Below are 16,082 nucleotides of genomic sequence, written 5' to 3' on the forward strand. Positions count from 1 at the left end.
ACGGGACTTCATACGGACGAGCACAGGACCCTCTCAATGCCCCGACCGGCCCTGTCCCCGCACCGCACCCACCGCACCCACCACACCCACCGCACCCGGCCTCACTTCGTCCCGACCGTCCGCAGCACCGTCACCGCCAACGTCCGCGCCACCTCCACCACGTCGGCGACCGACACCCGCTCCCGCGCGCTGTGCGCCACCCGGATGTCCCCCGGCCCGAACTGCAGCGTCGGGATCCCCGCCCCCGCGTACAACCGCAGATCGCTCCCGTACGGCGCCCCGCACTCCCGCAACCCCCCGGCTCCCACGGCGTCGGCGTACGCGCCCCGGATCACCGCCGGCAACGGATGCCCCTCCGGCAGCCGCCCGCTGGCGAACTGCCCGCCCGGCCAGGTCACGGTCGGCGGATGGTCCCGCAGCCACGGATCGTCGGCGCACGCCCGCGCCACGCACCGCTCGAAGGCGGCCCGCGCATCCGCCGGGTCCTCCCCCAGCCGTACCCCCAACCGCCCCTCCGCGACCAGCAGATCGGGCACGCTGCTCGCCCAGTCCCCGGCGCGGACCGTCCCCACCGACAGGGCGTACGGGATCGGATGCCCGGCCATCAGGGGATGCGGGTCCCGGTTACGCTCGGCCTCCAGCCGCCCCAGCGCCCGGTGCAGCGGCACATACGCGTCGATCGCGCTCACGCCCTGGTCACGGGCGCTGCCGTGCGCCGCCTTGCCGGGCACGGCGATACGGAAGGTCAACGCACCGGCGTTGGCGGTGACGAGGGTGCCGCCGGTCGGCTCGGTGATGACGCAGACGTCGCCCCGGTGGCCGCGCCGCAGCGTGCCGAAGGCGCCGAGACCGCCGTCCTCCTCGCCCACGACGAAGTGCACGCCGACGCGCCCGCGCAGCCGCACCCCGGCGGCCCTGAGCGCGCCGAGCGCGGCGAGGTGGGCCACCAGACCGGCCTTCATGTCACAGGCGCCCCGGCCGTGTACGACATCGCCGGTCACCCTCGGCACGAACGGATCGCCGTCCCAGGCGGCCGGATCCCCCGGCGGTACGACGTCCACGTGGCCCTGGAGGACGAAGGTCGGCCCGTCACCACCCTCCGGCGTCACCCCGACGAGGCCCCAGGCATCCTCCCGCTCCGTCTCCGCCCCCGGAAAGCCGGGATGTGCGCGCAGCTCGTCCAGGTCCATGGACCACAGGTCGACGTCCAGCCCGAGCCGTTCCAGCCGTCCCGCCAGCAGATGCTGAAGCTCCGACTCGGCCGCGCTCCCGGTCACGCTGGGCACCGCGATCAGCTCCAGCAGCGTCCGCCCGATCCAGGCCTCGTCGATCTCCGCCAGGACGGCGCCCTCCACGTCACTCAGCACGATGACGTTCCTCCCCTCAAGGACAGCGGTTCAAGCAACGCCGCCCAGGCGTCCGCGGAGGCGTCCGCTCAGGCGGAACCCCCCACCGTGAACCCGATCACGGCCCCGCCCCCGTCCCGCCGGAAGGCGAACGGCGCTCCCCCGTGCGACAGCGCCACCTCCCGCACGATCGACAGCCCCAGCCCGGACCCGGGCAGCGACCGCGCGTCGGCGGCGCGGTAGAAGCGGTCGAAGACCCGGATCAGATCGTCCTCGGCGATACCGGGCCCGCGGTCGAGGACCTCGACGCGTACCGTCCCCGGCCGGGCCGGACCGGCGACGTTGATCTCGATCGGCGCGGTGCCGTCCCGGTCGAACTTGGCCGCGTTCTCGACGAGGTTGGTCACCGCGCGCTGGAGCATCCCAGGCCGCCCGTCCGTCGTCGTCTCACCGCTGGCCCGGACCTGGATCCGCCGTCCCGTACGCCGTCGGGCGAGCCCCGCGACGTCCTCGGCGATCTCGGCGAGGTCCACCCGCTGGACCGGCCCGGTGTCGGACTGCCCGGCCGCCAGATCGACCAACTCGTTGACGAGATCGGTGAGTTCGCGGGCCTCCTGGCCCAGGTCGGCCACCAGCTCGTCGCGGGTGGCGGGAGGCAGCTCATCGATGCGCCGCAGCAAGGAGATGTTCGTACGCAGTGAGGTCAGCGGCGTACGCAGTTCGTGCCCCGCGTCCTGCACCAGCCTGCGCTGGTCCTCCTCCGACTGCGCCAGCCGCCCCAGCATGCGGTCGAAGGCCCGGCCCAGGCGGCCCACCTCGTCGTATCCGGTGACCGGCACCTGGATGCCGAGCCGCCGGGTGCGGGCGACGTCCTCGGCGGCGGCGGTGAGGACGACCAGGCGGCGGGTGATGCGCCGGGCCAGCCACCAGCCGAAGAGTCCCGCGAGGGTGACCACGGCCGCCATCAGCAGCAGGGTCCGCTGCTGGAGCGCCCGCAACAGGTCCTCGGTGTCGCTGAACTCCTGGGCCACCTGCACGGCGCCCCGCCCGCCGCCGAGCGCGACGGTGGCGACGCGGTAGACGTCGCTGCCGACACCGACGTCCTTGTACTGGACCATCCGCCCGGCCGTCGCGTCCGCCGCGATCCGCCGGTCGCCGGCCGTGACCGGCAACCCCGGCCGCCCCGGGTCGACGACGGCGCCGTCCGGGCCCAGCACCTGCACATCGGTACGGGCGGGCCGTACGAGATCGTGTCCGGGCGCGGACGACGAGAAGTCCTCCGGGTTCATCGGCCGCTGCCGCACCTCGCCGCGCAGATCCTGCACGACCTCGTCGAACACGGACTCCTGGTCCACCCGTACCAGCCGGGCCGCCGCGGTGTACGACAGCAACCCGACCAGGACCGTGACCACGGCGGTCACGGCCGCGAAGGACAGGGCGAAGGTGGTGCCGAGTCCCGATCTGCGCCGCCCCGTCAGCAGCCGCTCCAGCCGACGGCGGACCGAGCCCACTCAGTCCTCCCGCAGCACGTAACCCACCCCGCGCACCGTGTGGATCAGCTGCGGCGCGCCCGGCTCGTCGAGCTTGCGGCGCAGGTAGCCGACGTAGACGGCGAGGTTCTTGGAGCCGGGGCCGAAGTCGTAGCCCCAGATGCGGTCGTAGATGGTGGAGTGGTCCAGGACGATGCCGGCGTTGCGCACCAGCAGCTCCAGCAGCTCGAACTCGGTCCGCGTCAGCTCCAGCTCCCGCGCGCCCCGCCACGCCCGCCGCGCCTGCGGGTCCATCCGCAGCCCGGCGGCCTGGATCAGCCGATCGGGCGTCCCTGCCGTCCCGGGCACCTCGGGGGTCTCCGGGGTCTGCTTCGGTACGCCGGCGAGGGGGCCGTTCGCCTCACTGGTGCGGCGCAGCAGGGCGCGCAGCCGGGCGAAGACCTCCTCGACGTCGAAAGGCTTCACGACGTAGTCGTCGGCGCCCGCGTCCAGGCCGGCGATCCGGTCCTGGGTCTCCACGAGCGCCGTCAGCATCAGGATCGGGGTGCGGTCGCCCTCGGCGCGCAGCACCCGGCAGACCTGGAGCCCGTCGATGCCGGGCATCATCACGTCCAGCAGGAGCACGTCCGGTGGCGTCCGGTGGGCCTGCGCCAGCGCCTCGACGCCGTCGGCGACCGCGGTGACCTGGTAGCCCTCCAGGGTCAGCGCGCGCTCCAGCGCGTTGCGGATGGCGCGGTCGTCTTCGGCGAGGAGAACAGTCTGGGGCACGGGTTCATCTTGCCAAGCCGTGGCGGTCGTACGACGTGATGAACGGCTCACCCGGCCCCTTCTTACTGGCCTCTCACCCAGCCGGTCGCAACGCGGCCAGCTGCTCCTCGAACGGCACCACCTCGGGCTCCGCCGCCCTCTTCGCAGGTCGTCCGAGCATCTGCCCCGCCAACTCCCCCGCAGCCCGCTGGACCCGCCCGTCCAGCCCGTCCGCACCCCAGTCCTCCGACGCGGCGTACACCCCGGTCGGGACGACCACGGCCCGCAGATGGGCGAAGAGCGGCCGCAGGGCGTGGTCCAGTACCAGGGAGTGCCGGCCGGTCCCGCCGGTGGCGGCGATCAGCACCGGCATACCCGCGAGCGCGTCCTTGTCGATCACATCGAAGAACGACTTGAAGAGCCCGCTGTACGACGCGGAGAAGACGGGCGTGACGACGATCAGGCCGTCCGCCGAGGTCACCGACTCGATGGCGGCGGCCAGTTTCCGCCCCGGGAAGCCGCTGGTGAAGTTGTGCGCGATCTCCACGGCGAGGTCACGCAGTTCGACGACCTCGAGCTCCAGGTCGTCCACCCGGCTGCCGACCGCCGCGGCGAGCCGGTCGCCCAGCAGCCTCGTGGACGACGGCACGCTCAGCCCCGCGGACACGACGACGAGCTTCATGCGACGGTCACCTCCTGAGCGGCCTTGAGCGAAGCGTGGGTCGGCGCCTCCGGCACACCTGCGGGGCGCCGCGCTGCGAACTCCTTGCGCAGCACCGGCACGACCTCCTCGCCGAGCAGGTCGATCTGCTCCAGCACGGTCTTCAGCGGCAGCCCGGCGTGGTCGACGAGGAACAGCTGGCGCTGGTAGTCGCCGGCGTACTCGCGGAAGGCCAGGGTCTTCTCGATGACCTGCTCCGGCGTGCCGACGGTCAGCGGCGTCTGGGCGGTGAAGTCCTCCAGCGACGGCCCGTTCCCGTACACCGGCGCGACGTCGAAGTAAGGCCGGAACTCGCGCACAGCGTCCTGCGAATTGCGCCGCATGAAAACTTGCCCGCCGAGCCCCACGATCGCCTGCTCGGGCGTGCCGTGCCCGTAGTGGGCGTACCGGGTCCGGTACAGCTCGACCATCCGCTTGGTGTGGTCGGCCGGCCAGAAGATGTTGTTGTGGAAGAAGCCGTCGCCGTAGTACGCGGCCTGCTCGGCGATCTCCGGGGAGCGGATCGAGCCGTGCCAGACGAACGGCGGCACGCCGTCCAGCGGCCGGGGCGTGGACGTGAAGCCCTGCAGCGGCGTACGGAACTTCCCCTCCCAGTTCACGACGTCCTCGCGCCACAGCCGGTGCAGCAGGGCGTAGTTCTCGATGGCGAGGTTGATGCCCTGCCGGATGTCCTGGCCGAACCAGGGGTAGACCGGGCCGGTGTTCCCGCGCCCCATCATCAGATCCACCCGCCCGTCGGCCAGGTGCTGGAGCATCGCGAAGTCCTCGGCGATCTTCACCGGGTCGTTGGTGGTGATGAGGGTGGTGGAGGTGGAGAGAACCAGCCGCTCCGTCCGCGCCGCGATGTACCCGAGCATCGTCGTCGGCGACGACGGCACGAACGGCGGGTTGTGATGCTCCCCGGTCGCGAAGACATCGAGCCCGACCTCCTCGGCCTTCAGCGCGATGGCGACCATGGCCTTGATGCGGTCCCGCTCGGTCGGCGTACGCCCCGTCGTGGGGTCCGGCGTGACATCGCCGACGCTGAAGATCCCGAACTGCATGGTGGCTCACCCTCCAGGTTGTTGACCGTTCAACTATAGCTGGAGAACGGGGAGGGGGCGGGGAGTATTCCTGGCGGGTTACGGCGGGGGCGGGGAGGGGCACGGCGGTCCCAGGCGGGTTCCTGACGGGCCCCCGGACCGTCGCCCATGCGGGGATCGCTACCGGGGACCATCGCCCACGCAGGACCGGACGGCGAGTACTCCCGGCGGGCGTCAGCGGGTTCCCGGCGGGTTCCCAGATGCGGCAGTCACAGCATGTCCCCGGCGGATCCCGGCAGGTCCCGGCACGTCCCAGGCGGGTTCCCGGCGGCTCCCAGCGATCCCGGCGCGTCCCAGCAGTTTCCCGGCGGCTCCCGGGACCGTCGCCCGTGCGGGGATCGCCGCAGGGGACCATCCCCACGCGGATCGCTGCCCGGGACTCTCTCCCTCCGTATGGTTCCCGGCGCCGGGCGCCGATCCCGGCAGCCCAGGCCTATCGCCAGTACGGATCCCTACCCGTCCGCGCAAGCAGCCGCTCGAACGTCGACGCGCCCTCGGGCTCCGGCACCGGCTCCCCGAACACCCCCATCTTCCTGGCCGTCGGCGCCAGCTCGTCCACCGCGCCCGCCAGCTCCGCCACGACCGCCTCGTCGGCACCCGGGTAGTCCTGGCCCGTCGCCCGTGCCAGGTCCCACACATGCACGGTCAGATCGAGCAGCGCCATCGAGCCGACCAGCCGCGCGGGCATGTCCATCCCGCCGGTCGTCCCCTCCTCGGCACCCGGCGCCGACCAGGCCGCCACCAGCCGGTCCGCCTCGTCCGCGAGCCGCTCACGCCACTCGGGGCTCCCGTCGACCCGGTCGGGCGTCTCACCGAAGTCCGACGCCTCCTTCACGGCCAGCCGCTGGAACTGCACGATCACCTGGAAGAGGTGATTGACCAGGGCCTTCACGTCGTACTCGGCACAGGGCGTGGGAGCGGGGAGAGCGGCATCGGGGATCGCCCGGACCACCGGAACCGCCCGCTCGCGCGCCAGGCCCAGCAGCTCACCGATGCCGTACGTCCGCACAGAGTTCGTGTCCATGCCCCGACCGTAGGGACGTCCAGGGCTGCCCTTCTTGAAGAAACGCGACGTACGATCCGGCCATGGAGGCACCCCGCCACGACACCCGCGGGATCGTCGACCCGTCCGCGCTGCTGAACCGCGTACGGTTCCGCCGCCACGAGCCCGCCGAGCCGCTGCGCCGGTACATCGAGTGGTACTGGCTCATCGACTGGGACCTGCCCGAGCCGTACGCCTCCCACGTGGTCCCGCACCCGTCCGTCAACCTCACCTTCCAGTGGGACGAGGACGAGGGCCGGCCATACGGCGAGGTCACGGGAGTCGCCCTCGGCCTCTACACCCGCAAGCTGACCGGACGCGGCCGGGTCTGCGGGGTGAAGTTCCGGCCAGGCGGCTTCCGGCCCTACGCCCCCGAGGCGCCGGTGTCCCGCTGGACGGGCGAGGCGCTGCCCGCCGAGGAAGTCTTCCCGCAGGCCACGGCCGACATCACCCACGGGACGGTCACCCCTGCCGACGACCACGCCCGGGTCGCCGCCCTCGACGCCTTCCTCCTCTCCCTCCCCTGCGCCCCGGACCCCCAGGCCGACCTCGCCACGACCCTCGTCCAGCACATCCGCACCGACCGCACGGTGCGCCGCGTGGCCGACTTCGCCGACGCGCAGAACATGTCGGTACGTTCCCTGCAACGTCTCTTCTCGACCTACGTCGGCGTCAGCCCCAAGTGGGTGATCCTCCGCTACCGCATCCACGAGGCCCTGGAACACGCCGGCACCCGCACCGACGTCGACTGGGCCACCCTCGCCATCGAGCTCGGCTACGCCGACCAGGCCCATCTGGTACGGGACTTCACGGCGACGGTGGGGGTACCGCCCGCGGCGTATGCGCAAGGGGCGGAGTGACCCGAGGCGCGCCCCCGACACCAACTCGGCAACCTCACCAGCACCGGATCGCACCGCCACCCCACCCCCACGCCACCTCACGGCACCAGCACCAACCGCCCCCGAACCCCACCCTCCGCCAGCCGCGCATGCGCCTTGGCTGCGTCGTCCAGCGCAAACGTCTCGGCCACCCGAGTCGTCAGCACCCCCTCATCCACCAACCGCACCAACTCGGCCAGCCGCCCCCCATCGGCACTCACCTCGACCGCACCGGTCCGCACCCCCCGCACAGAACCAGGCTGCGCCTGCGGAATGACCCCCGCATACGCACCCCCGTCCCGCACCCAAGCCAACGCCGGCTCCCCGAGCACGGCCGCGTCCAGCACCGCGTCGACGCTCCCCGCCCCGACCTCACCGCTCACGAACTCCCCCGCCCCCAGCGACCGTACGAGCTCCTCGTCCCCCTCCCGAGCCACGCCGGTCACCGACACCCCCAGCCGCACGGCGAGTTGCACGGCATACCCGCCGACCGCCCCCGCGGCCCCCGTCACCACCAGCGACTGCCCCGGCACCAACTCCAGCAGATCCAGGGCCTGTACGGCGGTCAGCGCGTTCAGCGGCAGCGTCGCGGCGGCCACCGCGCCGACCGTCCTCGGCGCCGCAGCCACCGCACCCGAGTCCACGACGACGTACTCGGCATGCGTGCCCAACGGCTTCAGCAGCCCGGGGTCCAGCGCCACCACCTCGTCCCCCACACTCCAGGCGCCCCCGGCATCCCCCACCGCATCCACGGTCCCGGCCACGTCCCAGCCCAGCCCGAGCTGCCGCCCCGCACCCCCGAAGACACCGGACCGCACCCCCGCGTCCGCCGGATTCAGCGAGGCCGCCGCGACCTTGATCCGCACCTGCCCCGCCGCCGGCTCGCGCACCGCGGTCTCCACGACCTCGACGACCTCGGGCCCACCGAACCTCGACACCACAGCAGCACGCATGACACAACTCCCGCCCAAGAGCATTGATCCCATTCCGGGGCATTCACCCCGCTGCTGTGACAACCCTAGGAAGAGTTACTATCGAAAGGTAAGTAGTTACCCGAGAGTGTGTATGGACCCCAGAGGTGAGCCATGGCGACCATGACGGCGGCACAACGCCGCGAGCAGGCCCGCATCGAGTACGACGCGTTCCTCAAGGGCTGCCCCACCAACCAGCTCATGGAGCGCATCAGCAACAAGTGGGTCTGCCTCACCCTCGCCGCCCTCGCCCCCGGCCCCATGCGCTACAGCGACCTCGGCCGCAAGATCGCCGGCGTCAGCCCCAAGATGCTCACCCAGACCCTGCGCTCACTCGAACGCGACGGCCTCCTCACCCGCACGGTCACCCCATCGGTCCCGGTCCGCGTCGACTACGAACTCACCGCGCTGGGTGACGACCTGGCCCGACTGCTGACCGCGGTGAAGGACTGGGCGGAGACCCACTTCGACGAGGTACGCGAGGCCCGCGAGCACTACGACGCCGAGGACACGGGCGAAGCAGGGAACAGTCAGAAGTAGCGGGATCAGCCAGAAACAGCAGGTCGGTCAGAAGTAGTACGTGTCCCCTGTGTCCAACGCGAGCACCTGCTGCTGCCGCTGCCCGGCCAACTCCTCGAGCTGCTGACCGCTCCGCAAGGTGCCGAACTCCACCAGCACCTCCGACGGCGCCCCCTGCAGCCGTACCCGCAACCCGACCCGCGGCCCCACCCCGTCCGCGTCCGGCCCCTCGACTCGGCACATCACCACCTGTGGCTGCGCCAGCACGCACGTCTGCGGCAGCTCCTGCCGTTCCGCCAGCGGCGCCGACCAGCGCAGCAGCACCGTCACCTTCTCGCCCGACGCCGCGGCCGACCCGAGAACGTGCGGCGTGAACCGTACGTCGGCCTGCCCGGCGGCCAGCACCAGCGACCCGTGATAGGCGAGAGCCGGCTCGGGCCCGCCCACCGCCCCGGCGTCCGGAGCCACCCCACCGACCGTCGCCATCACGGCCGCACCGCACACCGCAGCAACCCGCATCCGCCGCATACCGCCCACTCCTCACTCCACGTGGTCGTACGGATGTATCCCACGCGGAGCGCCCGACAGGCGCCGTCCAACAGGTGACACTCACCCCACCCAAGCCCCATGCAAGGCTTCCCCCATGCTCATCCTCCGCTCCGCCGCCCTCTTCGTCGTCGCCGCCCTCTTCGAGATCGGCGGCGCCTGGCTGGTCTGGCAGGGCGTACGCGAGCACCGCGGCTGGCTGTGGATCGGCGCGGGCGTCATGGCCCTCGGCGCCTACGGTTTCGTCGCCACGCTCCAGCCCGACGCCGAGTTCGGCCGCATCCTCGCCGCGTACGGCGGTGTCTTCGTCGCCGGCTCCCTCACCTGGGGCATGGTCGCGGACGGCTACCGCCCCGACCGCTGGGACGTGACGGGCGCGCTGATCTGCCTCGCGGGCATGGCGGTGATCATGTACGCGCCGCGAGGAAACTGATCGCGCGCAATCCGATCCCGTCGGGGCTCAGGGCGGGGCTCAGGGCGGCGGCAGCAGCCCCAACTGCCCGAGGAAGTCCATCTCGTCGAAGTAGAGCCGGTAGTCGACGATGTGTCCGCTGTCGTCGACGGTGGCGAAGTCGACCCCGCGGATCCTGATCTCCTTCTGCGTCGGGGCCAGCGTCTCCCCCGTGGGCAACTGGATCGGCCCCGTGTTCCGGCCACTGAAGATGCCCTCGTCGATGGCCGTGTTGCCGACCTCGTACGAGTGCACCGACTCGTACGAGCCGTCGGGAACCGCCTCCGTCATCTGACGCCAGTACGTGGCGATGTCGTCCCGCCCGTGGAGTTCCCCGCCGTCGGGAGTGACGGCGACCGCGTCCTGCGCGTACAGCTCGGCGATGGTCTTGGAGTCCGCCGTGGTGATCGCTTCGGTGAGCCGGTCCATGACCTCACGTGCCTGTCCCATGATCCACCTCCCGTGGTGGAGGACCTGGTGGAGGACCACCCACCTCATTGTCCCACCGCCCGCCTATCCTGGCCGGACAGGCTTTCGACCACGCTCAAGGAGCAGCCATGCCCACCGCAGCCCCGTCCCCCGCCTCCCGCATCGCCGTCGTCACCGGCGCGAGCGGCGGAATCGGCGCCGCCACGGCACGACAGCTCGCCGCGGCCGGCTACCGGGTCGTCCTGACCGCCCGCCGCAAGGACCGCATCGAGGCGCTGGCCGAGGAGATCAACGCGGCCGGACACTCGGCGGCCGCCTACCAGCTGGACGTGACCGACCGGGCCGCGGTCGACGAGTTCGCCCTGGCCTTCAAGACGATCGGCGTCCTGGTCAACAACGCGGGCGGCGCACTCGGCGCCGACCCGGTGGCCACCGGCGACCCCGCCGACTGGCGCACGATGTACGAGACGAACGTCATCGGCACCCTGAATCTCACCCAGGCCCTGCTGCCGAAGCTGGACGCGAGCGGCGACGGCACGATCGTCGTCATCTCCTCCACGGCCGGCCACGGCACCTACGAGGGCGGCGCGGGCTACGTCGCCGCCAAGCACGGCACCCACGTCCTCGCCGAGACCCTCCGTCTGGAGATCGTCGGCCGCCCGGTCCGCGTCATCGAGATCGCCCCCGGCATGGTCAAGACGGACGAGTTCGCCCTGACCCGCTTCGCCGGCGACACGGACAGGGCAGCAAAGGTCTACGAGGGCGTCGCCGAACCCCTCACGGCCGACGACGTCGCCGACACGGTCACCTGGGCGGTCACCCGCCCCAGCCACGTCAACATCGACCTCCTGGTCGTCCGCCCGCGCGCCCAGGCGTCCAACACCAAGGTGCACAGGGAGCTTCGGTGACGGACGGCGACAAGGACAGGGCCCCGGCACGCAAGGACCCGCACGACGAACGCCAGATGTGGTGGTGGCTCGCCTACTTCCTCTTCGGCATCCACATCGTGGCGTTCGTCATGATCTACGCGGTGACCCACGCTCCCAAGTGAGGAGCGTGGGCCGGGGCGTCAGCCCTTCACGCACACGACCTGCTTCAGCTTCGCCACGACCTCCACGAGGTCCCGCTGCTGATCGATGACCTGCTCGATCGGCTTGTAGGCGCCCGGAATCTCGTCCACGACACCGGAGTCCTTACGGCACTCCACGCCCCGCGTCTGCTCCTCCAGGTCCTTCGTCGAGAAGCGACGCTTCGCCGCGTTCCGGCTCATGCGCCGACCCGCGCCGTGCGAGGCCGAGTTGAAGGACATCGGGTTCCCGAGGCCCTTCACGATGTACGACCCCGTGCCCATCGAGCCCGGGATGATGCCGTACTCGCCGGAGCCGGCCCGGATCGCGCCCTTACGGGTCACGAGCATGTCCATGCCCTCATAGCGCTCCTCGGCCACGTAGTTGTGGTGCGCGCTGATCTCCGGCTCGAAGGTCGGCTTGGCCTTCTTGAACTCCTTGCGGATCACGTCCTTCAGGAGCGCCATCATGATCGTGCGGTTGTACTTGGCGTACTCCTGCGCCCAGAACAGGTCGTTGCGGTACGCCGCCATCTGCGGGGTGTCCGCGATGAACACGGCGAGGTCGCGGTCGACCAGGCCCTGGTTGTGCGGGAGCTTCTGGGCCACGCCGATGTGGAACTCGGCGAGTTCCTTGCCGATGTTCCGGGAACCGGAGTGCAGCATCAGCCAGACAGAACCGTCCGTATCGATGCACACCTCGACAAAGTGGTTGCCGCTTCCCAGCGTCCCCATCTGCTTCCCGGCCCGCTCCTGACGGAACTTGACCGCATCCGCGATCCCGTCGAACCGCCCCCAGAAGTCGTCCCAGCCCGCGGTGGCGAACCCGTGCATCCGCGCCGGATCCACGGGATCGTCATGCATCCCCCGCCCCACCGGAATGGCCTGCTCGACCTTCGACCGCAGCCGCGACAGATCCCCCGGCAGATCATTGGCCGTCAGCGACGTCTTCACCGCCGACATCCCGCACCCGATGTCCACCCCGACCGCCGCAGGACACACAGCCCCCTGCATCGCGATGACGGACCCGACCGTCGCCCCCTTGCCGTAATGCACGTCCGGCATCACAGCGAGGCCCTTGATCCACGGCAGGGTCGCGACGTTCCGCAGCTGCTGCAGGGCCACGTCCTCGACCGTCGCCGGGTCGGTCCACATACGGATCGGAACCTTCGCGCCCGGCATCTCCACGTACGACATATCGTCCTCTATCCCCCGGAAATCACATACAAGTCTGAAATCGCAAAACCGGCGCCAGGGTCGATGAAAAGGGACAACGGACCGGCGTCCACGGCAGTGCGTGCGATACACATTGTCTCCAGGGGACGCCCCCGCGCAGCAAGCGAATAACCAGCGGGGACACTGGAACACCGGCATCGCACCGACCACACAGCCACCGTCGAAAGGAGCCTGACCGTGCAGCGAAAGGCGTATGTACCCGGCGTCGCCGCGCTCCTCGCGGCGTTGCTGGCCGGCTGCACCGGCAGTTCCGACAGCGGCGGTTCGACCGACGACTCCAACCCCGGTGACTCGGGCACGGCGACCGCGGCGGCCGAGCCCGGCCGGTACACCACGCTGCCCGAAGCCTGCGAAGTGGTGGGCCAGGACACGCTCGACGCGTTGCTGCCCGGCATCAAGGAGCTCACGGACGAGGAGCAGCGCGAGAAGGCGTACGAGGGCACGCCGACGCTGACCTACGACACGGACCGCAAGATCGGCTGCCGTTGGAAGGTCGAGTCGGCGGACGCCACGGACCATCTCTTCGTCGACTTCGAGCGTGTGGTGTCGTACGACACATCGGTCAGCGACGACAGCGAGGCGGAGCAGCTCTTCGCGACCCAGCAGGAGGCCGCCGACCTTCCGGAGCCGACGAGTTCGGAGAGCGGTGAGGGCACCGCCTCCGCCGACGCGAGCGGCTCGCCCTCCTCCTCGGTCTCGACCTCAGCCTCGGCCTCACCCTCGACCTCACCCTCCAATTCGCCCTCTACGTCCGACTCATCCCCTTCGTCCTCCACCTCCCCCTCCAACTCCTCCAGCCCCACCGACGGCGCGCCCCCCGCCGAGCTCCAGCCCCGCGTTCTCGACGACCTCGGTGACGAGGCCTTCCTCGACGACGCGCTCAGCAGCTCTGGTTCGACGGCCCAGCAGCGCACGGTGACTGTGGCGTTCCGCACGTCCAACGTGATCGTGAGGATCGTGTACGAGGAGCAGCCGGCGACCGTCGGCACGGTTCCGGACAGTGAGGAAATGCAGGACAGGGCCCTGAATCTGGCCTCGCAACTGGCGGACGAACTCGCGGAGTAGCGCCCCTCGCCCGCCCCACTGCGCCCGTGTGCGACGTAACCGAAACGAGACCACACACCTTCTTCACCGCGTACCGTGGCCCCTCGGACCCGATCCGACCGCAGGAACCACGAGTGTCAGTCATGAGTGAAGGAACCATGCAGCGAGCAGCAGAGCGAGACCAGCGTGACCGGCGTGACCAGCGCGAGCAGTGGGCAAGGGGCCTGCGCCGTGTCCTTGTCTGCGCGGCAGCCGTCCCGGTGATGCTGATCGCCACGGGCTGCTCCTCCGACTCCGGTTCGGACGACGGAGCCGGGGACAGCGCGAAGGCGTCGGCGTCGGAGTCGTCCGCGAGCCCGTCGCCGACGGTGCAGGCGGTCGCGTACAAGGCGCTTCCCGATCCGTGCAAGGTGCTGACGAAGAACACGCTGGAGGTGCTGGCCCCGAAGGCCAAGTCGGGCAAGAAGGGGTCGTCGGACGACGCCTCGACGCGCAGCTCCTGCTCCTGGAGCAGCCTCGACAACAACGGCGTGAAGGGCTCGCAGTTCCGCTGGCTGAACGTCTCCCTGCTGCGCTTCGACTCGGACGTCACACGCGGCTCGGGCAACCAGCTGGCGCGGGAGTACTACGAGACGCAGGTCGAGGACGCCCGTGCGGTGAGCGGCGCGAAGAACGTGAAGTCGGAGCCGGTCACCGGGGTGGGCGACGAGGCGACAGCGGTGCGCTACGACCTGAAGAAGAAGGAGGGCGCCTTCAAGCAGGAGACGGTCGTGGCCCGGGTGGAGAACGTGGTCGTCACGCTCGACTACAACGGCGCCGGTCTGGCCGGCGAGAAGACCCCGAGCGCGGACGACCTGAACAAGCTCGCGCAGAAGGCCGCCAAGGAGGCGGTGGCCGCCGTGACCAAGGAGAACGGCAGCGGCAGCGCGGGCACGCCGAGCAGCACCCCTTCGAAGTCGGCTTCGAAGTCTCCCTCGAAGTCGCCGTCCGGCAGCTCCTCGAAGGCGGCGTCCAGCTCCCCGTCCAAGTCAGCGTCGAAGAAGAGCTGACCGTCACACCTGCCCCATCGCTGAGTCACAACTCGCAGCTCAGCCACGCCTGTTGCATGAGCCCGGCCCCCTCCAGGGACCGGGCTCATGCCATCCGTGAATCCGGACGCCGCACAGATGTGCCACCCTGTTGCGCGCAACAGCATGCACTGGGAGGGGAGTACGAGTGGCCGCGCCACCACCGCAGCTGACTCGGACGCATCGCATTCTCATCGGTGTGGTCGTGTTCGGCGCCGTGATCATCGCCGGCATCGGCTTCGCCGGTTCGTACGCGGCCGTCCGCGAGCTGGCCATCCAGAAGGGCTTCGGGAACTTCAGCTATGTCTTCCCGATAGGCATCGACGCGGGCATCTGCGTCCTCCTCGCCCTGGATCTGCTTCTGACGTGGATCCGTATCCCGTTCCCGCTCCTGCGTCAGACGGCCTGGCTGCTGACGGCGGCGACGATCGCCTTCAACGGCGCGGCCGCCTGGCCGGACCCGCTGGGCGTGGGGATGCACGCCGTGATCCCGATCCTGTTCGTGGTGGCGGTGGAGGCGGCCCGCCACGCGATCGGCCGCATAGCGGACATCACGGCCGACAAGCACATGGAGGGGGTCCGCCTCACCCGCTGGCTCCTCTCCCCCCTCCCGACGTTCCTCCTGTGGCGCCGTATGAAGCTGTGGGAGCTGCGCTCCTACGAGCAGGTCATCAAGCTGGAGCAGGAGCGCCTGGTGTACCAGGCCCGCCTGCGCTCCCGCTTCGGCCGCGGGTGGCGCCGGAAGGCCCCGGTGGAGTCCCTGATGCCGCTGCGCCTGGCGCGGTACGGGGTGCCGCTGGCGGAGACGGCTCCGGCGGGCCTGGCGGCGGCGGGCATCGAGCCGGCACTGCTGCCGCCGGCGCCGAAGCAGGCCCTGGACGTGGCACCCGTGGCGCCTGTGGCCCCCGTAGCGGATGTGGCACCGGTCCCCCGGCAACCGGCGCCCCCTCGCGAGGAGCGCCATGAGCTGATGGTCGGCGCCCCGGGCCCCGAGCAGCAGGAGTACGTGCAGGACTGGTTCAACACCCCGCGCAACGTCGACTACCAGGGCGGCTACGACCCCGCGTACAACCCCCGGGAACAGTACGAGCAGTGGTACGAGGAGCAGGTCCAGGCCGAGCAGTACCAGGAGCAGTTCCAGGAGGAACCCCCCGCCCAGGAGCCCTCCCCGGAGGAGACCGGCAGCTTTCCCATCCCGGTGAGCCCCGGTCGCACCCGTGAACTCGGCGAGGGCGGCGGCCCGCCGGAACCCACCGAGGAGGACTACTACCTGGTCTTCCGTGAGTCGATAAAGGGCGGGAACGGGGCGCCCACTCCGCGTGGATTCATCGCCGACGTCGAGGCGACGTACGGCATCGCCCTGGAGGAAGCCGAGTCCAAGCGCATGGTGAACCGCTTCTCCAACCGCCTCAACGCGGAACTGACGGACGAGCACATCGCCTGACCG

18 protein-coding genes are annotated in these 16,082 nt (G+C 70.8%); 8 read left to right on the forward strand and 10 right to left on the reverse strand.

Features of this window, described 5'->3' with window-relative positions:
- Window positions 1–101: 101 nt before the first annotated feature.
- The 6 genes from BLU79_RS10910 to BLU79_RS10935 all read right to left on the reverse strand — a co-directional run bounded on the left by BLU79_RS10910 (window position 102) and on the right by BLU79_RS10935 (window position 6,410).
- On the reverse strand, window positions 102–1,367 hold the full coding sequence (locus BLU79_RS10910; RefSeq protein WP_177000966.1) for an ArgE/DapE family deacylase: 1,266 nt from the start codon (window positions 1,365–1,367) through the stop codon (window positions 102–104).
- 68 nt (window positions 1,368–1,435) lie between these two features.
- On the reverse strand, window positions 1,436–2,857 hold the full coding sequence (locus tag BLU79_RS10915) for a sensor histidine kinase (RefSeq protein ID WP_371131841.1): 1,422 nt from the start codon (window positions 2,855–2,857) through the stop codon (window positions 1,436–1,438).
- Window positions 2,858–3,604, reverse strand: a complete 747-nt coding sequence (locus BLU79_RS10920; protein ID WP_093905431.1) for a response regulator transcription factor — start codon at window positions 3,602–3,604, stop codon at window positions 2,858–2,860.
- A 73-nt stretch (window positions 3,605–3,677) separates the two neighbouring features.
- A complete protein-coding gene (locus tag BLU79_RS10925) occupies window positions 3,678–4,265 on the reverse strand; it encodes an FMN reductase (protein WP_093905432.1) in 588 nt (195 codons plus the stop codon).
- Window positions 4,262–5,347, reverse strand: coding sequence for an LLM class flavin-dependent oxidoreductase (locus BLU79_RS10930; protein WP_093905433.1), 1,086 nt, complete (start codon window positions 5,345–5,347; stop codon window positions 4,262–4,264). The genes BLU79_RS10925 and BLU79_RS10930 overlap by 4 nt, the downstream gene beginning before the upstream one ends.
- Window positions 5,348–5,819: 472 nt before the next feature.
- Window positions 5,820–6,410, reverse strand: a complete 591-nt coding sequence (locus tag BLU79_RS10935; protein ID WP_177000967.1) for a TIGR03086 family metal-binding protein — start codon at window positions 6,408–6,410, stop codon at window positions 5,820–5,822.
- A 62-nt stretch (window positions 6,411–6,472) separates the two neighbouring features.
- Here BLU79_RS10935 and BLU79_RS10940 point away from each other — a divergent pair, with 62 nt between their 5' ends.
- A complete protein-coding gene (locus BLU79_RS10940) occupies window positions 6,473–7,288 on the forward strand; it encodes a helix-turn-helix domain-containing protein (RefSeq protein ID WP_093905434.1) in 816 nt (271 codons plus the stop codon).
- Between the two features lie 77 nt (window positions 7,289–7,365).
- Here BLU79_RS10940 and BLU79_RS10945 read toward each other — a convergent pair whose 3' ends face one another.
- Window positions 7,366–8,259 carry an NADP-dependent oxidoreductase gene (locus BLU79_RS10945; protein WP_093905535.1) on the reverse strand — a complete coding sequence of 298 codons (894 nt, stop codon included), beginning with the start codon at window positions 8,257–8,259 and terminating at the stop codon, window positions 7,366–7,368.
- 132 nt (window positions 8,260–8,391) lie between these two features.
- On the opposite strand from BLU79_RS10945, the gene BLU79_RS10950 reads away from it, so the two are divergent.
- Window positions 8,392–8,817, forward strand: a complete 426-nt coding sequence (locus BLU79_RS10950; RefSeq protein ID WP_093905435.1) for a winged helix-turn-helix transcriptional regulator — start codon at window positions 8,392–8,394, stop codon at window positions 8,815–8,817.
- 27 nt (window positions 8,818–8,844) lie between these two features.
- Here BLU79_RS10950 and BLU79_RS10955 read toward each other — a convergent pair whose 3' ends face one another.
- Window positions 8,845–9,324 (reverse strand): hypothetical protein, encoded by a 480-nt coding sequence (locus tag BLU79_RS10955; protein WP_256333246.1) that lies wholly within the window; start codon window positions 9,322–9,324, stop codon window positions 8,845–8,847.
- Window positions 9,325–9,439: 115 nt separating this feature from the next.
- Here BLU79_RS10955 and BLU79_RS10960 point away from each other — a divergent pair, with 115 nt between their 5' ends.
- Window positions 9,440–9,775 (forward strand): YnfA family protein, encoded by a 336-nt coding sequence (locus tag BLU79_RS10960; RefSeq protein ID WP_093905436.1) that lies wholly within the window; start codon window positions 9,440–9,442, stop codon window positions 9,773–9,775.
- 39 nt (window positions 9,776–9,814) lie between these two features.
- Here BLU79_RS10960 and BLU79_RS10965 read toward each other — a convergent pair whose 3' ends face one another.
- Window positions 9,815–10,243 (reverse strand): ester cyclase, encoded by a 429-nt coding sequence (locus BLU79_RS10965; RefSeq protein WP_093905537.1) that lies wholly within the window; start codon window positions 10,241–10,243, stop codon window positions 9,815–9,817.
- Window positions 10,244–10,350: 107 nt separating this feature from the next.
- Between BLU79_RS10965 and BLU79_RS10970 the strand changes: the two genes are divergently transcribed.
- Together BLU79_RS10970 and BLU79_RS48150 are read left to right on the forward strand one after the other, a co-directional pair.
- Window positions 10,351–11,130 (forward strand): SDR family NAD(P)-dependent oxidoreductase, encoded by a 780-nt coding sequence (locus BLU79_RS10970; RefSeq protein ID WP_093905437.1) that lies wholly within the window; start codon window positions 10,351–10,353, stop codon window positions 11,128–11,130.
- Window positions 11,127–11,273: a hypothetical protein gene (locus BLU79_RS48150; protein WP_177000929.1), complete on the forward strand. Its 147-nt coding sequence runs from the start codon at window positions 11,127–11,129 to the stop codon at window positions 11,271–11,273. Before BLU79_RS10970 ends, BLU79_RS48150 begins: the two co-directional genes overlap by 4 nt.
- Before the next feature lie 18 nt (window positions 11,274–11,291).
- Here the strand turns inward: BLU79_RS48150 and BLU79_RS10975 are convergent, their stop codons facing one another.
- Window positions 11,292–12,485 (reverse strand): RtcB family protein, encoded by a 1,194-nt coding sequence (locus BLU79_RS10975; RefSeq protein ID WP_093905438.1) that lies wholly within the window; start codon window positions 12,483–12,485, stop codon window positions 11,292–11,294.
- Window positions 12,486–12,701: 216 nt separating this feature from the next.
- On the opposite strand from BLU79_RS10975, the gene BLU79_RS10980 reads away from it, so the two are divergent.
- The 3 genes from BLU79_RS10980 to BLU79_RS10990 all read left to right on the forward strand — a co-directional run bounded on the left by BLU79_RS10980 (window position 12,702) and on the right by BLU79_RS10990 (window position 16,079).
- Window positions 12,702–13,589: a hypothetical protein gene (locus BLU79_RS10980; protein WP_093905439.1), complete on the forward strand. Its 888-nt coding sequence runs from the start codon at window positions 12,702–12,704 to the stop codon at window positions 13,587–13,589.
- Window positions 13,590–13,726: 137 nt separating this feature from the next.
- On the forward strand, window positions 13,727–14,617 hold the full coding sequence (locus tag BLU79_RS10985; protein WP_256333247.1) for a DUF3558 family protein: 891 nt from the start codon (window positions 13,727–13,729) through the stop codon (window positions 14,615–14,617).
- A gap of 166 nt (window positions 14,618–14,783) precedes the next feature.
- The gene (locus BLU79_RS10990; protein WP_093905441.1) at window positions 14,784–16,079 is read left to right on the forward strand and encodes a DUF2637 domain-containing protein; all 1,296 of its coding nucleotides are present in this window, start codon (window positions 14,784–14,786) and stop codon (window positions 16,077–16,079) included.
- The last annotated feature ends 3 nt before the right edge of the window (window positions 16,080–16,082 follow it).

The sequence above is a fragment of the Streptomyces sp. cf386 genome, from assembly GCF_900103585.1.
Lineage (GTDB): Bacteria > Actinomycetota > Actinomycetes > Streptomycetales > Streptomycetaceae > Streptomyces.